The sequence below is a fragment of the Cryobacterium sp. Hh7 genome, from assembly GCF_004403155.1.
GTDB lineage: Bacteria > Actinomycetota > Actinomycetes > Actinomycetales > Microbacteriaceae > Cryobacterium > Cryobacterium levicorallinum.
This window is the reverse complement of sequence record NZ_SOHG01000064.1, coordinates 168,302-188,875: the sequence shown is the minus strand read 5'-3', so window position 1 is coordinate 188,875 and position 20,574 is coordinate 168,302. Positions and strand designations below refer to the sequence as shown.

20 protein-coding genes are annotated in these 20,574 nt (G+C 66.8%); 14 read left to right on the top strand and 6 right to left on the bottom strand.

All coding sequences use genetic code 11. The annotated features are described in order from the left end of the window. Positions 1-53 precede the first annotated feature (53 nt). Complete coding sequence (locus tag E3T43_RS17345; RefSeq protein ID WP_134473327.1) at positions 54-1,862, top strand: stealth family protein; 1,809 nt, start codon at positions 54-56, stop codon at positions 1,860-1,862. On the opposite strand, the gene E3T43_RS17340 is transcribed toward E3T43_RS17345, so the two are convergent. Continuing rightward, positions 1,792-2,730 carry a phosphodiesterase gene (locus E3T43_RS17340; RefSeq protein ID WP_134473326.1) on the bottom strand — a complete coding sequence of 313 codons (939 nt, stop codon included), beginning with the start codon at positions 2,728-2,730 and terminating at the stop codon, positions 1,792-1,794. The two genes, E3T43_RS17345 and E3T43_RS17340, sit on opposite strands and share 71 nt — an antisense overlap. Positions 2,731-2,992: 262 nt before the next feature. Here E3T43_RS17340 and E3T43_RS17335 point away from each other — a divergent pair, with 262 nt between their 5' ends. The 7 genes from E3T43_RS17335 (at position 2,993) to E3T43_RS17305 (ending at position 11,004) form a co-directional block, all read left to right on the top strand. Beyond that, entirely contained in the window at positions 2,993-3,292 is a 300-nt protein-coding gene (locus tag E3T43_RS17335) for a zinc-binding dehydrogenase (protein WP_166791370.1), read from the top strand. 156 nt (positions 3,293-3,448) lie between these two features. Then, positions 3,449-4,354 (top strand): phosphatase PAP2 family protein, encoded by a 906-nt coding sequence (locus E3T43_RS17330; RefSeq protein ID WP_166791369.1) that lies wholly within the window; start codon positions 3,449-3,451, stop codon positions 4,352-4,354. A gap of 206 nt (positions 4,355-4,560) precedes the next feature. Continuing rightward, on the top strand, positions 4,561-5,775 hold the full coding sequence (locus E3T43_RS17325; protein WP_134473323.1) for a type III polyketide synthase: 1,215 nt from the start codon (positions 4,561-4,563) through the stop codon (positions 5,773-5,775). After that, positions 5,776-6,480 carry a class I SAM-dependent methyltransferase gene (locus tag E3T43_RS17320; protein WP_134473322.1) on the top strand — a complete coding sequence of 235 codons (705 nt, stop codon included), beginning with the start codon at positions 5,776-5,778 and terminating at the stop codon, positions 6,478-6,480. After that, positions 6,473-7,597: an NAD(P)/FAD-dependent oxidoreductase gene (locus E3T43_RS17315; RefSeq protein ID WP_134473321.1), complete on the top strand. Its 1,125-nt coding sequence runs from the start codon at positions 6,473-6,475 to the stop codon at positions 7,595-7,597. Before E3T43_RS17320 ends, E3T43_RS17315 begins: the two co-directional genes overlap by 8 nt. Before the next feature lie 112 nt (positions 7,598-7,709). Next, the gene (locus tag E3T43_RS17310; RefSeq protein ID WP_134473320.1) at positions 7,710-9,263 is read left to right on the top strand and encodes a methyltransferase; all 1,554 of its coding nucleotides are present in this window, start codon (positions 7,710-7,712) and stop codon (positions 9,261-9,263) included. 310 nt (positions 9,264-9,573) lie between these two features. Further along, positions 9,574-11,004, top strand: a complete 1,431-nt coding sequence (locus tag E3T43_RS17305; protein WP_134473319.1) for a flavin monoamine oxidase family protein — start codon at positions 9,574-9,576, stop codon at positions 11,002-11,004. 9 nt (positions 11,005-11,013) lie between these two features. Here the strand turns inward: E3T43_RS17305 and E3T43_RS17300 are convergent, their stop codons facing one another. The 3 genes from E3T43_RS17300 to E3T43_RS17290 all read right to left on the bottom strand — a co-directional run bounded on the left by E3T43_RS17300 (position 11,014) and on the right by E3T43_RS17290 (position 13,267). After that, positions 11,014-11,673, bottom strand: a complete 660-nt coding sequence (locus E3T43_RS17300; protein WP_134473318.1) for a Pr6Pr family membrane protein — start codon at positions 11,671-11,673, stop codon at positions 11,014-11,016. 72 nt (positions 11,674-11,745) lie between these two features. Continuing rightward, entirely contained in the window at positions 11,746-12,015 is a 270-nt protein-coding gene (locus tag E3T43_RS17295) for an acylphosphatase (protein WP_134473317.1), read from the bottom strand. A gap of 22 nt (positions 12,016-12,037) precedes the next feature. Next, the gene (locus tag E3T43_RS17290; protein WP_134473316.1) at positions 12,038-13,267 is read right to left on the bottom strand and encodes a CdaR family transcriptional regulator; all 1,230 of its coding nucleotides are present in this window, start codon (positions 13,265-13,267) and stop codon (positions 12,038-12,040) included. 104 nt (positions 13,268-13,371) lie between these two features. On the opposite strand from E3T43_RS17290, the gene E3T43_RS17285 reads away from it, so the two are divergent. The 6 genes from E3T43_RS17285 (at position 13,372) to rraA (ending at position 18,647) form a co-directional block, all read left to right on the top strand. Continuing rightward, positions 13,372-14,238: a chorismate synthase gene (locus tag E3T43_RS17285; protein WP_134473315.1), complete on the top strand. Its 867-nt coding sequence runs from the start codon at positions 13,372-13,374 to the stop codon at positions 14,236-14,238. Next, complete coding sequence (gene menC, locus E3T43_RS17280; protein ID WP_134473314.1) at positions 14,235-15,344, top strand: o-succinylbenzoate synthase; 1,110 nt, start codon at positions 14,235-14,237, stop codon at positions 15,342-15,344. The genes E3T43_RS17285 and menC overlap by 4 nt, the downstream gene beginning before the upstream one ends. A 25-nt stretch (positions 15,345-15,369) precedes the next feature. Further along, positions 15,370-16,308: an ABC transporter substrate-binding protein gene (locus tag E3T43_RS17275; protein WP_134473313.1), complete on the top strand. Its 939-nt coding sequence runs from the start codon at positions 15,370-15,372 to the stop codon at positions 16,306-16,308. A gap of 4 nt (positions 16,309-16,312) precedes the next feature. Beyond that, positions 16,313-17,314: an amino acid ABC transporter permease gene (locus tag E3T43_RS17270; RefSeq protein ID WP_134473312.1), complete on the top strand. Its 1,002-nt coding sequence runs from the start codon at positions 16,313-16,315 to the stop codon at positions 17,312-17,314. Next, complete coding sequence (locus tag E3T43_RS17265) at positions 17,311-18,117, top strand: amino acid ABC transporter ATP-binding protein (RefSeq protein ID WP_206750279.1); 807 nt, start codon at positions 17,311-17,313, stop codon at positions 18,115-18,117. Before E3T43_RS17270 ends, E3T43_RS17265 begins: the two co-directional genes overlap by 4 nt. A gap of 62 nt (positions 18,118-18,179) precedes the next feature. Continuing rightward, complete coding sequence (gene rraA, locus E3T43_RS17260; RefSeq protein ID WP_092448877.1) at positions 18,180-18,647, top strand: ribonuclease E activity regulator RraA; 468 nt, start codon at positions 18,180-18,182, stop codon at positions 18,645-18,647. A gap of 58 nt (positions 18,648-18,705) precedes the next feature. Here rraA and E3T43_RS17255 read toward each other — a convergent pair whose 3' ends face one another. Together E3T43_RS17255 and E3T43_RS17250 are read right to left on the bottom strand one after the other, a co-directional pair. Continuing rightward, positions 18,706-19,293: a PepSY domain-containing protein gene (locus tag E3T43_RS17255; protein ID WP_166789478.1), complete on the bottom strand. Its 588-nt coding sequence runs from the start codon at positions 19,291-19,293 to the stop codon at positions 18,706-18,708. Between the two features lie 240 nt (positions 19,294-19,533). Further along, entirely contained in the window at positions 19,534-20,490 is a 957-nt protein-coding gene (locus E3T43_RS17250; RefSeq protein WP_134473310.1) for a hypothetical protein, read from the bottom strand. Between the last annotated feature and the right edge of the window lie 84 nt (positions 20,491-20,574).

The following is a 20,574-nucleotide window of genomic DNA, read 5'->3' as shown; positions in this document are numbered from 1 at the left end:
GCGCAGGCACGAATTGCCCCGCGTTTGAGTGCTCCACTTTTTCAAGGAGGACCATGGCGACACTCGATATTCCAGACGCACAACCGGATGCGCGCACGGAACCCCCAGAAGACGGTTACCCCGATTCCTTCGGCGGTGACATTTTTGACACCGACGCTTTTCGTTCCGACTCCGTCGGCTACGACTCGAGCGAACCCGAGCCGCCCACGAACACCGGCCTGATCCCGACTCTCTCCCTCAGCAGTGTGCCCGAGTTGGTGTTGATCACACCGGATGCCCGCACCCGCCGCTTCAACCGTGATGACGTCGTCGTGCGCAAGGGCGAGATCGCGCTCATCAACGGCCACTACACGCCGCACGAGTCCATGGTCAAGGACCTCCTTGCCGTCTACGACGCCCTCACCCGCGCTGGAATCGACTTTCTGCTGGTACGCGGCGACCACAATCGTCCGGTCATCGCCGTCGACCGCAAGCGTCGCAAGGAAATCACTCAGGTTCTGAGCGAGGCGTTCGCCAACGAGCCCTTTTACGCCAAGCCGCAGGGCGGCAACGTGAACCAGCAGTTTCTCCTCGCCGACGGCGCCCTCACCATGCTGCGCAAGTCCAGCGTTTTTCGGGTCTACCGCCCGCGCATCGAACCGATCGGACGCCTGCGCTACGGAGCCCAGACAGCGTTCCAGTTCGAGTTGTGGCGTTTTGGCGAGGACGAAATCGTCGCTCCGGTCGAAAACGCGCTTATGCGCACCCGGCTGCCGCGCTCCGAGGCCCGCGAAACCACGATCGACCTGTATGGGCGCACCTGGCTGACCCTGCAGAATATGTTCGACGATCTGGCCAGTGATGTCACGTTCGACATCGACCTCGTCTTCAGCTGGGTCGACGGCTCGAGCGACGAGTTCCAGCGGGAACGCGCCAAGCGGATGAAGGCCTATGTCATCGGCGAGGGCGACGATTCGGATGCCCGTTTTCGCCAGATCGACGAGCTTAAGTACGCGCTGCGCAGCGTCTATATGTTTGCCCCGTGGATTCGACGCATCTTCATCGCGACCGATTCACCGGCTCCGGCGTGGCTTGCCGAGCATCCCCGCGTCACCATCATGCGCAGCGAAGATTTCTTCGTCGACACGAGCGTGCTGCCCATCCACAATTCGCACGCCGTCGAAAGCCAGCTGCACCACATTCCGGGCCTGGCCGAGCACTTTCTCTACTCCAACGACGACATGTTCTTCGGCCGCCCGGTCGGCCCTGAACTGTTCTTCTCACCGGGCGGAGTGACCAAGTTCGTGGAGGCATCCACTCGAATCGGACTTGGCGAGAACGACCCGACCCGCAGCGGGTTTGAGAACGCCGCGCGCGTGAACCGAGCGCTGCTGCGTGGCCGGTTCGGCAAGGTCACGACCCGCCACCTCGAGCACACGCCCGCGCCCATGCGCAAGAGCGTACTGCTCGAGCTGGAACAGGAGTTCCCCGCGGACTTCAGCCGCACGGCAGCCAGCCGGTTCCGCTCGGCGACCGACATCTCGGTCACCAACTCGCTGTACCACTATTACGCTCTAATGACCGGGCGTGCGGTCGCGCAGACGCAGGTGCGATCGCTCTACATCGAGACGACCCTGCGCATCGCCCTGCGGCAGATGAACCATCTGCGCAAGCGCCGCGATCAGGACATGTTCTGTCTCAATGACGGCAGCCACCCGGAAATCACGCCCGATGCGCGGCGCGCCGCGGTCACCGAGTTCCTGAACCTGTACTTTCCCATCGTGGCACCGTGGGAACGGGCCAGCCTGGCTGCTAGTGCAGAACCGGAATCGGCCGTGTCATGGGCGGCTCACGCAGTGCAGGCAGAGTTTCCGACGGCGTGATCTCGACGCCGGAAGCGCGCAGACGACGCGCGCTTTCGGCGGCATCCACGTAGTCGAGCGTTGGGTAGTGGCCGAGCGGAACCACGGAATGCAAAACCGTGCCGGGGTAGACGTGCACCAGGTTGAACGCTCGGGCACCATCACGCCCGAGGGTTCCGCCGATGGGAACGTTGAGGTCCTGGGTATAGCAGGTGGCCGACGCTACCGACACGGGGATGCCGGCGAACATAGCCATCGATGAATAGTGCAGGTGGCCGGCAATGATGCTGCGCACATCGGTGCCGCGCAGCACGTCGGCCAGACGGTCCTGGTCGCGCAGCTCGACGGCGGTGGCCAGGTCGAGCACGCTCGGAATGGGCGGGTGATGCATCGCCAGAATCGTGCCGTCGGGGGCCGGTACGCGCAGCTCTTCAGCGAGCCACTGCAGCTGCTGGTCGGTCACGGCTCCGTAGTGGTGACCGGGCACCGAGGTGTCGAGGGTGATCAGGCGCAGGCCATTGAGGTCGCAGGACCGGTCGATCGGCGCGTCGCTGGCCACCTCACCGAACAGTTCGGTGCGAAAAGCCGAGCGATTGTCGTGGTTGCCCATGACCCAGACGATTCGGGCGCCGAGACGCTCAGCGACCGGCTCCACGATCTGACGCAGCAGCTGGTAGGCGCCGGGCTCACCCTTGTCGGCGAGATCACCGGTGACGACGATGGCCTCTGGCTGGGCTCCGGAGGCCTCGACCTCGGCGAACAGCTCGGCCAGGTGGGCTTCAACGTTGACGCTGCCATAGAGTTTCGAGCCCCCCGCCAGCAGGTGGGTGTCGCTCAGGTGTAACAGGAAATGATCCGGCCGGGGGTATTCAGCCGTTCGAAAGCTCACGGAGCGTCCATTCGTTTGTCGCGGACGCGCTTTGCTGGCGCGCTTTCGCGATGTTTGACACTATTCGATCAGACGTACTTGAACAACCGGTGTACGCCACACCTTAATCCTGCATCGGGCGGGGTAAATGGGCAAGTGCCGTTATTGAATCGTTCTCAGGATTCGTACCCCAGGCTGGCCGCATGGCTCGATACGTACGCATTGAGGAATTTGGTGGCCCAGGCGTTCTGAGCATCGTGCACGACGAGCAGCCGCGCCGGTTGTGACCGCCGCCCGCGACTACAACGGCGCCGCGACCATCGATGCGGCACTCGAGCTGGGCGTTCCCGGCGGTCGGATCAACACGATCGCCGCGCGTGGCCACCGGGCTGGCGCCGGCATTGCCGAGGTGGGCGGACAGGCCGCGGATATTGATGACCTCCGTGCCCTCTCCGCGCTGATCGGGAGCGGGGAGATCGTGCTGCCGATCGACCGGGTGTTCCCGCTCGAGCAGGTGCAGGGCGCCTACCGCCACCTGATGGCCGGGCACCTGCGCGGCAAGGTCGTGCTCGCGACCCGGTAGGCGAGTCCCGGGTGCTCGGGGCCACGGTCCGGCCGTTCCTGGCCGGGAAAGGGGCTCGCCGGCGCGGCGCGCTGGCTGGTCTGCGATTTGTTCCGGAGACGTGGCCGCTCTAGGCCGACCCGCTCGGGCTCCCAGCCGGTTGTGGCATGCTTGACCGTGCGCACCAGATCCAAACCGAACGCTCCGCTACAGGGGGCGTATGGCTACCTCGCCGGAGCCGCGCTGATCGCGCTCGTATTCGTCGGTCTCTACCTATTTTTCGTGCGGGGCCATGCCGGCCAGGAGTCCGACCAGCTCGCCTATAACGGCGCCGAATTCGGCCGCCGCAGCATCACCCCGTTCACCGGTCGGGTGCTCGACTCTGTGCCCGATGTGGCCGTGGTGTTCGGCGTCGCGCTGACCGCGATCATCGCGCTCGTGCGCCGCAACTGGCGCACCCTGCTCGTCGCCCTGGTGGCGGCCGGGGCAGCGACGGCGACCGCGCAGCTGCTCAAGTACGGCATCCTGGCCCGCCCCGATCTGGCCGTCGAGGGCTACGCCGGAAACTCTTTCCCGTCGGGGCATACGACGGTGGCGGCGGCATCCGCTCTCGTGGTGTTTCTGGTGGCGAGCCCGCGCACAAGGCCAATGGTCGCCGGCTGGGGCACCGCCTTTGCCGTGCTGGCCGGGGTCGCAACGCTCGCCAACCAGTGGCATCGGCCCAGTGACGTGATTGCCGGGCTGCTCTGGGTTGCCTTCTGGGGCTGCCTGGCCGGTGCCGTGCTGGCCTGGCCGCGGGCCGGGGCGCTGCCCCGCGCCGCCGGCGACGGCTCCAGCTCGCGGTGGCCCGCCTTCATCGGCCTGCGCCGATCCACCATTCGCGTTATTCGCTGGCTGTCGGTCGGCTTCGGTGCTGTCTCCGTGCTGGCCTTTGTCGCTACCCTCGTGGTGAACAGCAGCCTGTTCGAGAGCGTCGGAACGCTGGGCACCGTCGTCGCCTATTTCGGTGGCGTCGCGGCCATCGTTACCGCAGGCTTGCTGCTTGCGCTCAGCGGAACGCGGCTGTTCGCCCGCCTTCCGTAGATTTCGCTCGCTGCCCGTTCACAACCGCGGAGATCTGCTCGAAATTGGCTCCTTTTCGCGAAATGGGGCATCCTGTTCCGACAATCTCCGCAGTTATGCACGGCAGCTGGGAGTTCTGTGGCCTGGCGCCCCCGAAAAGCTGTGTCGGGCCGATTTTTCGGCGCACTAGGGCTGTACGGAACAGAAGTCGCGTGCAACACTGACTCATGGCCGTCACGCTGAGAGCGCTCCAGACCGTAGTACCCCCGACGATTCTGATCCAGGAGCAGGTGCGCGATATCTTCGCCGCCCAGCCCGGACTCAGCCGACTAGCTCAACGGCTGGTCAGCACCAGTTTCAACGTGTCAGGTATCGAGACGCGACATACCGTGATCGCCGAGCTGACCCTCGACAACGATTCGATCGAACCGCAGTTCTTCGACGCGCACAAACAGCTGCTGCTCATGCCGAGCACCCGGGTGCGCAACGAGCTCTACATCGAAGAGGCCACCAAACTGTTCGTCGAGGCCGGCCGCCGGGCGCTCGCCGCCTGCGGCGACATTCGTCCCGAAGACATAACGCACGTTGTCACCGTTTCCTGCACCGGGTTCTACGCGCCCGGCCCCGACTATATGCTCGTGCGGGAGCTTGGCCTGAACGCCAGCACGCAGCGCTACCACCTGGGATTCATGGGCTGCTACGCAGCGATGCCGGCCCTCCGCACCGCGAAGCAGTTCGTTGAGGCCGACCCGAACGCGGTCGTGCTGGTGGTCAGCGCCGAACTCTGCTCGCTGCACCTGCGTACCTCGAGCGATCCAGATACCATCGTTGCCTCCTCGCTCTTCTCCGACGGCGCGGCCGCCGGCATCGTCAGCGCGCGGGCCCCGCTCGCGGGCGAGAAGGCCTTGGGCCTCGACCTGTTCGAAACGGTGATCACGCCGGTCGGCGAGGGCGACATGGCCTGGAAAATCGGCGACGAGGGCTTCGAGATGATTCTGAGCACCTACGTTCCGCACATCATCGACGAGCACATCGAGGGCGCGCTCGCCCCACTGTTCGCCCGCGATGTGTCGATCACCGGGCAGCTCGCAGCCACTGCTTCCCTCGAAGCGGATGCCGTCGGCTCGACTCTGGGCGCGGCAGTGCTCACCCTCGCGCCCCCCGCCTCGCTCAGTTCGGTGATCGAGCATTGGGCGATCCACCCCGGCGGCCGCAGCATTCTCGACAAGACCGAGGCGAAGCTCGAGCTGCGCCCCGACCAGCTGCTGCCTTCGCGCCAGACGCTGCGCACCAACGGCAATATGAGCAGCGCGACCATTTTGTTCGTGATGAAGGCCATTCTGGACGGTCCGGCCACGGCCGACGGCGAGCGGGTCTGCGCCATGGCGTTCGGACCCGGACTCACCGTGGAGTCCGGCCTGATGACCGTGATCGAGGGCTGAATGGCCCTTCCCTCCCTGCGCGCGCGCGCGCACGACGCGGTGGAGATCATGGATTCCCCGCTCTGTGACCCGACCATGCTCACCCGCACCTATCAGGATTTTCGCGTGGTCAATGCGGTCGTCTCGGGCTGGTGGGGGATCTATCGCCGCAGCATCCGCCCCGCCCTGTCAACCACGACCGAACTGACGCTGCTCGATGTCGGATCGGGCGGCGGCGATGTGTCGCGGGCGCTGGCCGGCTGGGCGGTGCGTGACGGCCTGCGGCTGAGAGTGACCGGCATCGACCCGGATGCCCGCGCGCACGTGTTCGCGACGTCGCAACCGAAGATTGCCGGGCTGACTTTTCGGCGGGCGCTGAGCTCGGATCTTGTCGCGGAGGGCGAGCACTATGACTTCGTGGTCTCCAACCATGTGCTGCACCACCTGAGCGTCGACGAGCTCAAGGGGCTGCTCGTGGACTCCGAATCGCTCGCGCGGCGTCGGGTGCTGCACGCCGATCTCGAACGCTCGAACTTCGCCTATCTCGGGTTCGCGGCGGCTACCTGGCCGTTCTTTCGACACTCCTATATTCGGCCGGACGGGCTCACCTCGATTCAACGCAGCTACACCGCCGTCGAGCTGCGGGCCGCGGTTCCGGTCGGATGGACCGTGTCGCGCGGCAGGCCGTCGCGGCTCGTGCTGGGCTGGGAAGCAGCGGATGCGTGACGTTGTCATCGTCGGTGGCGGGCCGGTCGGTACGATGCTCGCCTGTGTGCTCGCCGTCGGCGGGCTCGATGTTGAGGTGGTCGAGCAGCGCGAGCTGCCGTCGCTGCGCTCGCGGGCGATCGGCATCCACCCGCCGTCGCTGCGCGCCCTCGCCTCTATCGGTGTCGCCGACGCCCTGCTCGACCGGGCGGTACGCATTCACCAGGGGGAGGTGCGCTGCGACGGCCGCAGGCTCGGGCAGCTGTCGTTCGAGCGGGCAGCGCCGGAATATCCATTCGTGGTCGCGGTGCCGCAATACGAGACGGAGGCCCTGTTGCGCGCCCGGTTCGACCAGCTCAGGCCGGGGCAGTATCGCAGCGGTGTGACGGTGACCGGAGTGCACGATCGCGGCGATGCCGTCGTGCTCTCGACCGACGCCGGCCCAATCGAGGCGCGCTATGTGATTGGCGCGGACGGCGCCCGCAGCCGGGTGCGGGCGGCGGCCGGCATCGCCTGGCGGCAGCTCGGCCGCAGCGAAACCTATCTCATGGGCGACTTCGCCGACCCCGATCCGGGCGACACCGGTGCGGTGCTCTATTTCGAGCGCGGCGGCGTGGTGGAGTCCTTTCCACTGCCCGGCGGCCGGCGCCGCTGGGTGGCGATGACCGATTTTCTCGCCACGGAAGCCGACAGCGCCGACCTGGCCGCGCTCGTCCGTCATCGAACCGACGTCAGGGTGGCCGAACCGCTTGGGGCAGCGAGCGCCTTCGGCGTGCAGCAGCGGCTTGCAGGACGCATGCAGGCGGGCCGCATCGTGCTGGTCGGCGACGCCGCGCATCAGATTAGTCCGATCGGCGGGCAGGGAATGAACCTGGGCTGGCTCGACGCCGTTGCGCTCGCGCCGGCGCTGCAGCGGGCGCTGCTGGAGCCGGCGGTGGCGGCATCCGTTCTGGGTGGTTACGACCGGTCCCGCCGGAGTGCCGCTCACCGCGCGGCCGTGCAGGCCGGATTCAATATGAATATGGGCCGGCCAGCCCATGGCCTGCGGCTCGGCGCCCGCAACGCCCTCGTGCGTTCGCTCACCCTGCCGCCGGCCAACGAACTCGTCGCCCGCGCGTTCACGATGCGCTGGCTGTGACCTGACGGGTAGGTCGCCGGTCTAATGCACGACATGCCGGCTCCGCTCAGCGGGGCGCAGATTCACCGGCCTGACGTTCGGGCGTGGGCCGCAGATCGAGTTGAATAGACGGGTGACTTCTGCAACTCTCGTTCCCCGCCTCCGCACCGACCTCGCCGCCGCCCACTTCTCGGTTCCCGGCCTGACCGGATTGTGGGGCATTGAAGCGGATGCTGCCCTCCGCCGCAATCAGCGGGTTCCGGCCCAGCGGGCGCTCGCCGCGCTCGCCGCGAAGCTCGGCCGGAACGAGCCCGCCGCGACCCTCGCCCGGTTGTTCCTGCTCGGTGACGCAGTGCCGCGAGCCGACCTCGACGCCGCGCTTCCGACGCTCGGGGCGGTCGGCGCCGCGGAGCTCGGGCTCGTGGCGGCGGACGGTTCGGCCGACGTATGCCCGCTCGTCGACCTGCGCCCGTACAGCTTCATCGACGCGCACGGCGCCGGCAGCTGGTGGATCGTGAGCGATCTGGGGGAGCTGGCGCTCGGGCATCCGCTGGGCGAAACGCACGTTCTCGGCATCGGCGGAGCCTCGCGCACCCTCAGCGGACTCATGATGCCGACGGCGGTGGAGCGGGTGCTCGACATCGGAACCGGCTGCGGAATCCAGGCCATGCACGCCTCGCGGCACGCCGAGCAGGTCGTCGCGACCGACATTTCGGTGCGGGCGCTCGAGCTTGCGGCGCTGAACGCCGAGCTCAACGAGATCGACAATATCGAGTTTCGCTTTGGCAGCCTGTTCGAGCCGGTGGCGGGGGAGCGGTTCGATCACATTATCTCGAACCCGCCGTTCGTGATCACGCCGCGCGCCGAGGGTGTGCCGAGCTACGAGTATCGGGACGGCGGAATGGTCGGCGACGCCCTGGTCGAGGCCGTCGTGCGCGGGGCCGCCGACCATCTCACCCCCGGCGGCGTCGTGCAGCTGCTCGGCAACTGGGAATACCACGATGAAACGGATGCCTTCGAACGACTCGAGCGCTGGCTCACGCCGGGTGCCCTCGACGCGTGGATCATTGAGCGCGAGGTGCAGACGCCGGGCGAGTACGCCGAGACCTGGATCCGCGACGGCGGCACCCGCCCCGGTCCCGACTTCGACCGGCTGTACAACGCCTGGCTGAACGACTTCGAGGCGCGCGGAGTGGGCCGGGTCGGCTTCGGCTACCTGCTGCTGCGCCTGCCGGATGCCGCATCCACCCTGGGCACCGCTCCCGGCCTGCGTCGCCTCGAACGGCTGCCCGATGCCCTGGGCCATAACCCGGCCGGGCTCGGCGCGCACCTCGCCGAGTGTCTCGCCGCGCACGACTGGCAGGCGGCAACGGATGATGCGCGCCTGTTGCGCACGAACCTCACCGTGGCCTCCGACGTCACCGAAGAGCGCCACTACTGGCCCGGCCAGTCGGATCCGACGCTGATGACCCTGCACCAGGGCAGCGGATTCGGCCGCTCGGTGCCGCTCGACACAGCCCTGGCCGGATTGGTCGGTGCCTGCGACGGCGACCTCGCGGTCGGTGCCATCATCGGCGCGCTCGCCCAGCTGCTCGACGCCGACGAGCCAGCGCTTGCCGCCGAACTGCTGCCCAAGGTGCGCGCCCTGCTCGTCGACGGCTTCCTGACCGGACCGGAACCCGTCTAGCTGCTCGCCCGGCCCCCGTCACACCGGTTTGTGGTGGCTGAATCAGGAGATCCCGGTCGGACGAGCCCGCGCGACCGCGAAACCACGGGGTGCCCGGACCTGGCCCGGCCGGATTTCCTGAATTAGCCCCCGGGCCGGAACGTGAGGCGGGGCCGATGGCCCGAGTTCTTCGGGTGGCCCGGCGCAGGGCCAGGAAACCGCCGAAGCCGGCCAGCGCCGGCGGGAGCAGCAGCCACAATAGTGACGGTCTGCGGTAGTTTGGAATCATGACTGGCGCCGGACTGACTGACCGTTCTGGGCTGGACCGATCGTGAAGCGGCGCACTTTTCTGCTCGGCACGGCGTCGGGGTTTTCAGTCCTGGCGCTTGCGGCGTGCGTGGAGCCGGAGCAGACGCCGGTGCCGACGCCATCCGTTGTGCCCAGCACGCTCACGCCCTCACTGGTTCCTCAGCCGCTCGCCGTCTCCCGCACCAACTGGTCGACCGACCCCTTCTCGCGCGGATCCTTCAGCTACGCCGCCGTTGGGGCCACCCCGGAACACCGCGTTGCGCTCGGTCAGGCCGTCGATGCCCGGGTGTTTTTCGCCGGTGAAGCCACAGCAGTGGACGAGCCCGGCACTGTGCAGGGCGCCCGCGCTTCTGGTCTGCTGGCGGCCGGACGGGTGCAGGATGTCGCGGCTCCCGGCGAACGCATCACCATCGTCGGCGCCGGGATTGCCGGCATCACAGCGGCCCGCCAACTCGTCAATGCCGGCTACGACGTCGTCGTGATCGAGGCGCGCGACCGCATCGGTGGGCGCATCGACACCGTCAGCAGCGACTGGCCCTTTCCGATCGAACGTGGGCCCTCCTTTGTGCACCGCACTTCTGACAATTTTCTCGACGATGAACTGACCACGCTCGGGGTCAGCCTGCTGCCGTTCGTGCGCACCCCGGAGGTGCGCACCCGGGCCGGGGCCGTCGTCGAGGTGTCGACGCTGGGCGCTGAGGCTGTCGCCGGTGCCCTCGACTGGGCAGCGGATCAGCAGCAGGATGTCTCGGTTGAACGTGCCCTGATCGATTCGGGTGAAGCGAAACTTTCGAGCACGCGCAACGCCGACGGCCTGTCGGATGCCGACTGGCTCGAGTACGAGATCGCTACGAAACTCAAGGTTGAAACCGGGGCAACACCGAGTCAGCAGTCCGCCTGGTACACCACCGACATCGGTAGCGCCGACGACGACCAGATCGTGATCGGCGGCTATTTTACTCTGCTGAAAAGTGACGCCGACGGTCTGGAGCTATTGCTATCGAGCGTGGTCAACCGGGTCGCCCACGACGACGGTGGCGTGAGTCTGCGCCTCGGCACCGGCGAGTCGCTCTCGGCCGACCGGGTCATTCTCACGGTGCCGCTTGGCGTGTTGCAGACTGCCGCGATCGAATTTTCGCCGGCGCTGCCCTTCGCGCATCGCGGTGCCATTGCTGCCCTGGGCATGGGGGTACTGGACAAGGTCTGGCTGCGCTTCGACGAGCCGTTCTGGGACACCGAGGCCCGGCTCTGGACCATCGTCGGCGAAGACGCCGATTTTCCGGTCTGGGTGAACATGATGCCGCTCACCGGGGAGCCCATTCTCATGGGGGTCGTGGCCGCCGAGAACGCCACTCGGCTGTCCGAGCTCGATGACGACGAGTTTCTCTCCGCGGCGCTCACCGCGCTCGAGCCGTTCCTGGCCGTTCCCGACGCGGCAGTTTCTGACGAATAGGCGCGCGGCTCAGAGCGACGAACCCCACGGCGGCAGCAGGTGCCGCGGCATCCGCTTCAATCGGGTAATCCAGGTGAGCAACGCTGCGATTCCGGTGATGATTGCCACGATGATCAGACAGTAGAACACGGTCTCACCGGGGCCGCTGACCTGCCGGGCGTCGAGGAAGAAGTAGGGATACCAGCCGACGATCGGCCCGCGAATGAGCGTGAACACCAGCCAGAACACCGGAAACACGATGGCCCAGCCGAGATATTTCCACGGCAGGCGAGCCTTGAACGGGTCGACCATCCAGTCGATCAGGGCGCAGGCCGGAATGACGAAGTGCAGCAGCTGGCTCGACCACGGCACCTCGATTGAATAATTGGCGCTGGAAGACTGCCAGACGATGATTCCATAGACCACTCCGGAGACCAGAATGTAGGTCGTTACCATGGCGCGCAGCATGTCGACCCAGGCCGGGTCGGTCGGTCGCCGCAGGGCCACGATGGCTGCCGTGACGATCACGGCGACCGCTGCGATGGCGCTTTGCACGGTGAAATAGCTGAAGAAATTCGCGATGGCAAAGGTTGCGACACCGAGTGTGTAGTAGAAATAGCCGCTCAGAGCGAATATTCCGGTTGCGGCCAGGCCGAGGCGCGCCAGAGCGAACGCTGTGCGCGTCGTCATTGGCGTCCCCCGGCGGGGCTTTCGCGCGCGGTCATAATGCAACGCTACGCCAGCGTTGGGGGCGTTTTGACCCTAGTCGGTGATCTGAAAGTCCCTTGCGCCGGTCGCGGCGATGTCGCTCACGTCGAGCGCCGTGACGACGGCATATCGCGGGCCGGTTTCGAGCCAGCGCAGCATGCGCGAAACGGATGCCTCCCGGCCCTCTATCTCGAGTTCCACCGTTCCGTCCGGGCGGTTGCGGCAATATCCGACGAGTCCCAGATGCCGGGCCTGGGCAGTAGCGTGGTACCGAAATCCGACGCCCTGAACTTCGCCGTGGGCCAGCACTCGTTTACGTATCACGGGACTATTCTGCTCCGCACAGCTAGTCGCCCACCCGCAGGCTCAGCCACAGCATGAGTGTGTCGTCGGCGTTGTCGAGGTCGATGCCGAACAGTTCCTGCACCCGCCGCAGTCGGTAGCGCAGCGTGTTCTGGTGCACCGACAGCAAGGTGGCCGTTCTGGCCGAGTCTCGCCCGCAGTCGAGGTAGCTGCGCAGGGTTGCGGCATACTCGGTGCCGGAGCGGGCATCGAGGTTGAGCACCGCCTGCGCCTGTGCCGAAAGGAGCCGCGGGGTATCCCGAAGAACCTGCCCGAGTTCGAGCAGACTCAATCGGCTGCCGACGTTCCGCGCGCTGACGACCTGGCCGGTACCGGCTGAATGGTCCGTCAACAGGAGGACCAAATCTGCGTCCCGCCGCGACCGGCTGATCGTGTCGACACCGGTCACCCGCGACCCAACGGATGCCCGCAGCACGATCCGCATCGCTCCCGTAGCCCGGGTCACCAACCGTGCTGCCATCGCCTCGATGCCGATCAGTTGCGTGTCGTCGAGCTGACCGCCGAAAAAAAGGGCATAGACCGTGGTACCGATGGCCACACACTCCGTGCCGCTCTGGTGCGCTTCGCAGGCCATCGCCACCAGATCAACCAGCCGGTTCAGGCGCAGCTCGTCGCCCGCGGGGCCGAACTGCGGTTGAAAGGCCAGAGCCACGAACGGGCCGGCCAAGTCGAGGCCGAGCTGAGCGGCGACGAGTCGGGCATCCGCATCGCCGTCGAGCAGCCGGCGCAGGAGCACAGCGCGTTGCGCCCGAGCCAGGTCGGCCGCGCTGCGGGCGCGCAGAATATGCAGCGCCGCGATGGCTGCGGCGCGTTCAAGCTCGGTGGCGGCAGCATCGTCGAGCGAACCGGTGACGTCGACGACCCAGATCGACCCAAGGGGCTCGGCGCCGGCCCGCACGGCGACCGCCAGTCGGGCCAGCCCCACCGGCACGGCGGGTTCGCCGGGCAGGCTCGGTGTCATCGCCCCGGGTAGCCGAACCGCGCCGGACGCCCGAAACAGTGCGGCGTAGGCCTCTGCGTTATCGGGGAGGTCGGGCACCTGACGGCCCAGAATACCGTCGCGCCTGGTGTCATCGATCGGCTGGTCTGGCAGCGTGGAATACGCGAGGACCCGAGTCTGCAGGTCTTCGATCGCGGTCGCGCCTCCGACCATCGCGGCGATCGCATTTGCCAGCGCGAACAGGTCACCGACCGGCAATCCCAGGGTAGTCATTCGTTCACCATACCCATCCGCTTTGTGCTAGACGACCATAACTATGCTCTTTCTTGGTGCTGCTCGCTAAAGATCGGAGGCTGCGACCCGACCACACTGGGCAGATGTCCCCGCACCGGCCCCTCGCCGCACTCACGGACCAGGCCCAGCAGGCGGCCCGGGTCGCCGCCGAATCGGCCGGGGTGCGGGTGAGTGACGAGGCCAGCCTGGCTGGCTTTCTCGAGGTCGAGCAGCTGTTCAATACGGTCTGGCTGCTGCCGCCCGGCGAGAGCGCCATCCCCTCCGAACTCTTACGCAGCATTAGCCACGCCGGCTGCAACGTTACGGCGGCCCGCGACCAGACCGGCCGCCTCGTGGGCGCCGCTGCGGCCATCGTTAGTCCGAAGTCCGCGTCGATGTACTCCCTTATTGCCGGGGTTCTGCCCGGAATCAGCGACCGCGGCGTGGGCTTCGCCCTGAAGCAGCACCAGCGGGCCTGGGGTCTGGCGCGCGACCTGACCGAAATGACCTGGACCTTCGACCCCCTGGTCAGCCGCAACGCGCGCTTCAACCTCACCAAACTCGGCGCCTCGGCGAGCGAGTACGCCGTCGACTTTTACGGCCCGATGCAGGGCGAGATGAACGCGAACGACGAGAGTGACCGCCTGGTCGCGGTCTGGCCGCTCACGAGCGCGGAATCGACTGCCTGCAGCGAGAACCGCCAGGCCCCGATCGAAGGCCCCTCCTACAGCCCGAGCGATGTGCTCAGAGTAGGACCCGACGGCGACCCCGTGCTCGTAATGGAAGCTGGCGCCCTGTGGTGCCGGGTTCCGACCGACATTGTGGCACTGCGCGCGCAAAACCCGCCGCTCGCGGCCGAGTGGCGGCGCAGCATCCGTTCTATTTTTACCGACGTATTCGCTTCGGGGCATATAGCCCGTGGGGTCAGCCGTGACGGCTGGTACCGACTCGCACCAGGAGGAACAGCATGAAAATCGAGACCATCGAGCTACGCCGCGTACACCTGCCGCTGGTGCGGCCGTTCCGTACCTCGTTCGGCACGTCGACCGAGCGTGAAGTGACGCTGGTACGTGTCATCACAGCGGATGCCGAGGGCTGGGCCGAGTGCGCCGCCGACGCCCACCCCCTCTACAGCTCCGAATTTCTGGACGCGAGCGACCTGGTCATTCGCGACCATCTTGTGCCCCGGCTGCAGGCGCTCGGCAACCGGCTCACAGCCGAATTGGTTGCCCCGGCGCTCGAACCGGTCAAGGGCCACATGATGAGCAAGGCCGTCCTCGAAACGGCCATTCTCGACGCGCAGCTCAAGACCACCGGGGTGTCCTTCGGCGGCTACCTCGGCGCCGTACGGGACACCGTGCCGGCCGGCGTCTCCGTCGGCATCATGGACTCAATCCCCGAGCTGCTTGACGCGGTCGCCGGTTACCTCGCCGAAGGCTACCTGCGCATCAAACTCAAAATCGAACCGGGTTGGGACCTCGCCCCGGTGCGCGCGGTGCGCGAACGCTTCGGGCCAGACATTCTGCTGCAGGTCGACGCCAACACCGCGTACACCCTCGCCGATGCCCGCCACCTCGCCCTGCTCGACCCCTTCGACCTGCTGCTGATGGAACAGCCGATGAAGGAGGACGACATGCTCGGCCACGCCAATCTGGCCAAGCTCATCTCCACGCCGATCTGCCTCGACGAGTCGATCGAATCGGCCAGAGACGCCGCAACGGCGATCACCCTCGGTGCCTGCAGCATTATCAACGTCAAGCCCGCCCGAGTCGGCGGCTACCTTGAAGCTCGGCGCATTCACGATGTCGCAGCGGCACACGGCGTGCCGGTCTGGTGTGGCGGCATGCTCGAAACCGGCGTCGGTCGGGCCGCGAACGTGGCCCTCGCCGCGCTGCCGAACTTCGTGCTGCCGGGGGATACCTCGGCCTCGAACCGGTACTTCGCGCAGGATCTCACCGCGCCGTTCGAGCTCGAGAACGGGAACCTGCGGGTGCCCACCGGGCCCGGCATCGGCGTTGAGGTATTGCCCGACGTGCTGGCCAGCGTCACCGCCAGCACCGCCAGCATCCGTTTCTAGCCGTACCCAACAACAGGAGACCGTCATGACCCTGCACGTGAAGCTCGAAACCCGCATCTCGCGCCGACTGGCCTGGCCGGTGCTCGGCCTGGTCGCTGCGCTCGCCCTCAGCGGATGCTCCGCCACCGTTGACAGCAGCGTCGAGCCCGCCGCGGTCACCGGTGACGTCGACCCAGCGGCCTCCGCGGCCCTGCCGGAGTCGTTCAAGGAAGCGGGAATCATTCGGGCGGCATCTGACATTCCCTACCCACCGATGGAAATGTACGACGCCGAGCAGAACATCACCGGTTTCGACCATGACCTCGCGGCCGCCCTCGGAGTGAAGCTCGGCGTGCGGTTCGAACTGCAGAAGCAGGCCTTCGCGACCGCGATTCCGTCGCTGCAGGCCGGCAAGAACGACGTGATCATGTCGGGCATGAACGACACCAAGGAACGGCAGGGCACCCTCGACTTTGTCGACTACTTCCACGCCGGATTCTCGATTCTCGTGCTCGCCGGCAACCCCGAGAACATCACCGGGGTGCTCGATCTGTGCGGCAAGGAGGTCGCCGTTCCCAAGGCAACCGTGCAGGCGGATATTCTGCGCGGCTACGACGACGAGTGCACCGCGGCCGGCCCCGGCCCGGTGATCATCTCCGAATTGCCCGGCGAGACTGAGGTGCAAACCGCAGTGCGGTCCGGCCGGGCCGTTGCCGAGGTCGTCGACTCCGCCGTCGCCGCCTACACCGCGCAAACCGCCGGTGACGGTGAGATGTTCGAGGTCGTCACCGACGAGGCCAACCCGAACGGGTACAGCCCGGTCTACAGCGGAATCGGCATTCTCAAGGAGAACAGCGAACTCAGCGAGGCCATCCGTCTCGCCCTGGTCGCGACCATCGCCGACGGCACCTACGCCGAGATTCTGGCCAAGTACGACCTCACCAACTACGGGCTCGACGAGGCCGGCTTCAACCTCGGGTCGTGACCTGATGCCGAACCAACGCGCCGTGGCCACCCGCGAAAGAGACTCTCGCGATCCGGACCCGCGCAACCCGCGAGCCCCAGTGGCGCGTGACCCTGACGACATCGACGCGGTGCCACTGCGGCATCCGTGGCGTTGGGTCATCGCGGTGCTGCTCCTGCTCGCGTTCGCCGGAGTCGCCGTGTCGCTGTGGCAGAACGACAATGTGAACCATCCGACCATCAACGAGTTCATCTTCGACCGGCGCATTCTCGACGGCGTCGTACTCACGCTCGTGCTCACCGTCGTGTCGATGGTCGTGTCGACGGTGCTCGCCGTGCTGCTGGCCGTCATGCGGCTCTCCAATAACCCGGTGATGAACGCGCTGTCCTGGCTGTACGTCTGGGCTTTTCGCGGCACGCCGCTGCTGATTCAAATCGTATTCTGGGGCTACCTCGGGCTGCTCTATGCGCAGATCACGCTCGGAATTCCGTTCACCGACTTCAGCCTGTTCTCGGTCGATACGAACACGCTGATTCCGGCCTTTGTCGCGGGGCTCCTCGCGCTCACCCTCAACCAGGCCGCGTACTCGGCCGAAATAGTGCGTGCCGGAATGCTCTCGGTCGACGAAGGCCAGTACGAGGCCGCCTACTCGGTCGGTATGAGCCCCACCTTCACCTTGTTCAAGGTTGTGTTGCCACAGGCGATGCGGGTGATTATTCCGCCGATGGGCAACGAGACCATCTCGATGCTCAAGAACACCTCGCTGCTCTCGGTGATCGCGGTACTCGAGGTGTACACGGTCGCCACCCAGATCTCCTCGCAGAACCTGCGCCAGGTCGAACTGCTCGTCGTCGTCAGCTGCTGGTATCTGTTTCTCACCTCGGTGCTGTCGATTCCGCAGTACTACCTGGAACGCCACTACGGCCGCGGCAACGCGCGCACGCTGCCGCCGACCCCACTCGGACGGGTCTGGGGGGTCCTGCGCCCAACGCCCCGCCCGACCACACCGAGAGCGGATGCCCCATGACCGATACGCGCGTCCCAACAGCCGCACCGACGGCATCCGTTTCTGCACCCTTGTTGAGCGCGCGCAAGGTTCGCAAGAGTTTCGGTGGTGTCGAGGTACTCAAGGGCATCTCGCTCGAGGTCGCGGCCGGGCAGGTGATGTGCCTGCTCGGGCCATCGGGCTCCGGCAAGAGCACGTTTCTGCGCTGCATCAACCATCTCGAGCGCATCGACGGCGGCCGCATCTCCGTCGACGGCGAACTCATCGGCTATGCGGCCAGACACGGCCGCATCTTCGAGATGAACCGGCGCGAGGTCGCCAAGCAGCGCGGCGGCATCGGCATGGTGTTCCAACGATTCAATCTGTTCCCGCATATGACCGCCCTCGAGAACATCACGGCGGCGCCGATCGGGGTGCGCGGGCTGGCCAAGCCGGCCGCCCTGGCTCGCGGCCGGGAGCTGCTCGACCGGGTCGGACTCGCAGACCTGGCGCAGTCGTACCCCGCGCAACTCTCAGGCGGGCAGCAGCAGCGCGTCGCGATCGCCCGCGCCCTGGCCATGGATCCGAAGCTGTTGTTGTTCGATGAGCCGACGAGCGCGCTCGACCCGGAGCTGGTCGGTGATGTGCTCGATGTGATGCGGGCGCTCGCCGCCGATGGCATGACGATGGTCGTGGTCACCCACGAGATCGGCTTCGCCCGCGGTGCCGCCGACGAGGTCGTGTTCATGGACGGCGGGGTCGTCGTGGAGAGCGGGCCGCCAGCGAGCGTGCTCGACCATCCGCAGAATCCGCGCACCAAGGCATTCCTCGACAGCGTCATGTAGCTCGGCGGACGCGCACGCCTGACCGGGGCCTACTCTGTAAGCAACGAAACCCTGGAGGAACAATGACCGTGTTGACCGCCGATTTGTACGACGAACGTGGCGACGAGCTGCAATCCGTACCCCTGCAGTTTCAGACGATCGGCGGGCGGGCCCGGTTCAGCGGCCCGATTCGCACGGTCACCTGCTTCGAGGACAATGCGCTGCTCAAGTCGATTCTGTCCACGCCGGGCGACGGCGCCGTGCTCGTCATCGACGGGGGTGGTTCGCTGGGCTCGGCGCTCATGGGCGACATGATCGCCGACCTCGCCGTGGCGAACGGCTGGTCTGGCGCGATCATTAACGGCGCCGTGCGCGACCGGGTCGCCATCGGAGCCCTCGACCTCGGAGTCAAGGCCCTCGGCAGCAACCCCCGCAAGAGTTCCAAGACCGGTTCGGGGGTAGCGGATGCCGTCGTCGAGATTGCCGGCGTCGTCTTCACCCCCGGGCGCACGGTGTACTGCGACGAGGACGGCATTCTGGTCGAGCGCTGACCCCTTAAACGCGTGAAGCGCTGAGCGAATTCGCTCAGCGCTGCACAGAAGAGGGGACTTACTGCAGAACGTCGTCGATGCTCACGACGACGAAGTTGGCGTCGAGGTCGACGTCGCGGTCATCGCCGTTGTCGAGGGTGACCTCAACCTCGTAGAGGTGGTCCCAGTCGTCATCGCGGTCGAAGTCGGTGACGCGACCGCTGCCGATCGCGGCGAGGGCTGCGGCCTCCGCGCTGGCACGGTCGCTGGCGGCCTGGTCGGCGGAGCTGGTGTCGGCCGTGGCACTCGGAGTGGCGCTTGCGGAAGCGCTCGGGGCGGCGCTCGACGGGGATGAGTTGCTGTCGTCGGTGTCGTAATCGCCGACCCAAACCACGTCGAAGGCGTCATTGAGCTCAACGTCGACGGTCGTGCCGTCGTCCAGACGTACCTCGAGGTCGTAGGCGCTTCCGCCGTCGTCGTTGCGGTCGGCGTTCGTCACGGTGCCGGGGCCGACCTCGGCCAGGGCGGCGTTGCTGGCGCGGTCGAGGGTCTCACCGGTGAGGGGGCCGTCGTTGTCGTTGTCGCTCACGGCGAGGGCAATGCCAGCGCCGCCGAGGAGCAGAACCACGCCAGCGGCGGTGGCGATGAGAATATTCTTCTTGTTCATGGTGCAGTGCCTTGCGTCGGTGCCCCCAGAAGCCGGAGACCGAACGGCCGTGCCCAAGTTGCTGGGTTCAGCATAAGCGAAAGAATGTACACCCCCTAACGTGAGGGGGCAAGCCATGGCCTATTCACTGGTCGCCGGTCAGGAGGCTCAATTCCCAGGCTGAAGCTGCCCGCCCGGCGGCAATAGAAACCGCTCAGCGGCCCGGTAGAGGGCCGCCGAGCGGCGCAAATCGGTGAGCGGTTACGCGGCGGGCGTGCTCGGGGTGTCGGTCGGGGCGACGGGTGCGGTGCCGTCGGTCGGCGGGGTGACGCTGGTGCCCGCATCCGCTCCACGGGGGCCGCCGTGACCGCTGCCCATGCCGGGACCACCGATGCCGGGATCACCCATACCGCCGTCGATGCCATGGCCCGCCGAGGCCGTGGTGATCGACGTCGCATCGAGGCTCGTGTCATCGTCATTGACCGTTCCGGTGGCGCGAATTTCGGTGCCATCTTCGAGGTCGGCCGCAAGCCCGTCGCCGTACTCGGTGTCGTCGGTAACGTTGATCGTGCGCACGAACCCGTCGTTGTCGGTGATCGTGATGGTGTCGCCCGACACGGTCAGCACGGTGCCCGAGATGCTCGGACCGGAAGCGCCGAGGGCGGCCCTTCCGGTGGACGACCCCGGGCCGCCGTCAGAGTCGGAGCCACCGTGGCCGGGGCCATCGGAAATGCTGGAATTGTTCGACGCAAGCTCGGCGTTCGAACCGGAATTCGCGGCAATGCCGAAGCCGATTCCGGCGCCACCGAGGATGATGACCGCGGCGGCGATTCCGCCGACAGCGACCGGCTTGCGGTACCAGGCGTGGGGCTTCGGCGCGGCGGGATCGAAGGGCGCGCTCGGGGCGGCGTAGCCGGTTGAGGCTGCCGCGAACGGAACCGTCGCGTTCGCGTCGACCGGCGTTCCAGTTAGGGGCACAGTCGCGTTGGAGTCAAAGGGCAGGGTCTGCTGCGCGTCGTACGGCAGGTCCGACTGCGCGTCGAAGGCCTCGGTCGCGGCGGTATCGGTGCTGGACTGGGCAGTATCTGTCTTCTTGGTGTCTGTCGTGTCCGCGCTGGTGTCCAAGGCGTCGGGCGTGGTGCGGGGCTCGACGGTGTCGTCGGCACCGTCGGCACCGTCGGCGGGATCGGTGGGCTGGGAATCGTTGGTGCGGGTCATACTGTCTCCTGACGAACTGAAGTGAGTGGGGGATCTGTTTTCAGCTTCTGGCGCGAATCTGAAGACGAACTGAATCCCGCCCCA

Bases quoted from the DNA above. Each gene is read 5' to 3' on its own strand.
- E3T43_RS17345 (WP_134473327.1), top strand. From the start codon at position 54: ATGGCGACACTCGATATTCCAGACGCACAACCGGATGCGCGCACGGAA.
- E3T43_RS17270 (WP_134473312.1), top strand. From the start codon at position 16,313: ATGCCGAACCAACGCGCCGTGGCCACCCGCGAAAGAGACTCTCGCGAT.
- E3T43_RS17275 (WP_134473313.1), top strand. From the start codon at position 15,370: ATGACCCTGCACGTGAAGCTCGAAACCCGCATCTCGCGCCGACTGGCC.
- E3T43_RS17290 (WP_134473316.1), bottom strand. From the start codon at position 13,267: ATGACTACCCTGGGATTGCCGGTCGGTGACCTGTTCGCGCTGGCAAAT.
- E3T43_RS17315 (WP_134473321.1), top strand. From the start codon at position 6,473: ATGCGTGACGTTGTCATCGTCGGTGGCGGGCCGGTCGGTACGATGCTC.
- E3T43_RS17300 (WP_134473318.1), bottom strand. From the start codon at position 11,673: ATGACGACGCGCACAGCGTTCGCTCTGGCGCGCCTCGGCCTGGCCGCA.
- E3T43_RS17250 (WP_134473310.1), bottom strand. From the start codon at position 20,490: ATGACCCGCACCAACGATTCCCAGCCCACCGATCCCGCCGACGGTGCC.
- menC (WP_134473314.1), top strand. From the start codon at position 14,235: ATGAAAATCGAGACCATCGAGCTACGCCGCGTACACCTGCCGCTGGTG.
- rraA (WP_092448877.1), top strand. From the start codon at position 18,180: ATGACCGTGTTGACCGCCGATTTGTACGACGAACGTGGCGACGAGCTG.
- E3T43_RS17285 (WP_134473315.1), top strand. From the start codon at position 13,372: ATGTCCCCGCACCGGCCCCTCGCCGCACTCACGGACCAGGCCCAGCAG.
- E3T43_RS17320 (WP_134473322.1), top strand. From the start codon at position 5,776: ATGGCCCTTCCCTCCCTGCGCGCGCGCGCGCACGACGCGGTGGAGATC.
- E3T43_RS17325 (WP_134473323.1), top strand. From the start codon at position 4,561: ATGGCCGTCACGCTGAGAGCGCTCCAGACCGTAGTACCCCCGACGATT.
- E3T43_RS17265 (WP_206750279.1), top strand. From the start codon at position 17,311: ATGACCGATACGCGCGTCCCAACAGCCGCACCGACGGCATCCGTTTCT.
- E3T43_RS17255 (WP_166789478.1), bottom strand. From the start codon at position 19,293: ATGAACAAGAAGAATATTCTCATCGCCACCGCCGCTGGCGTGGTTCTG.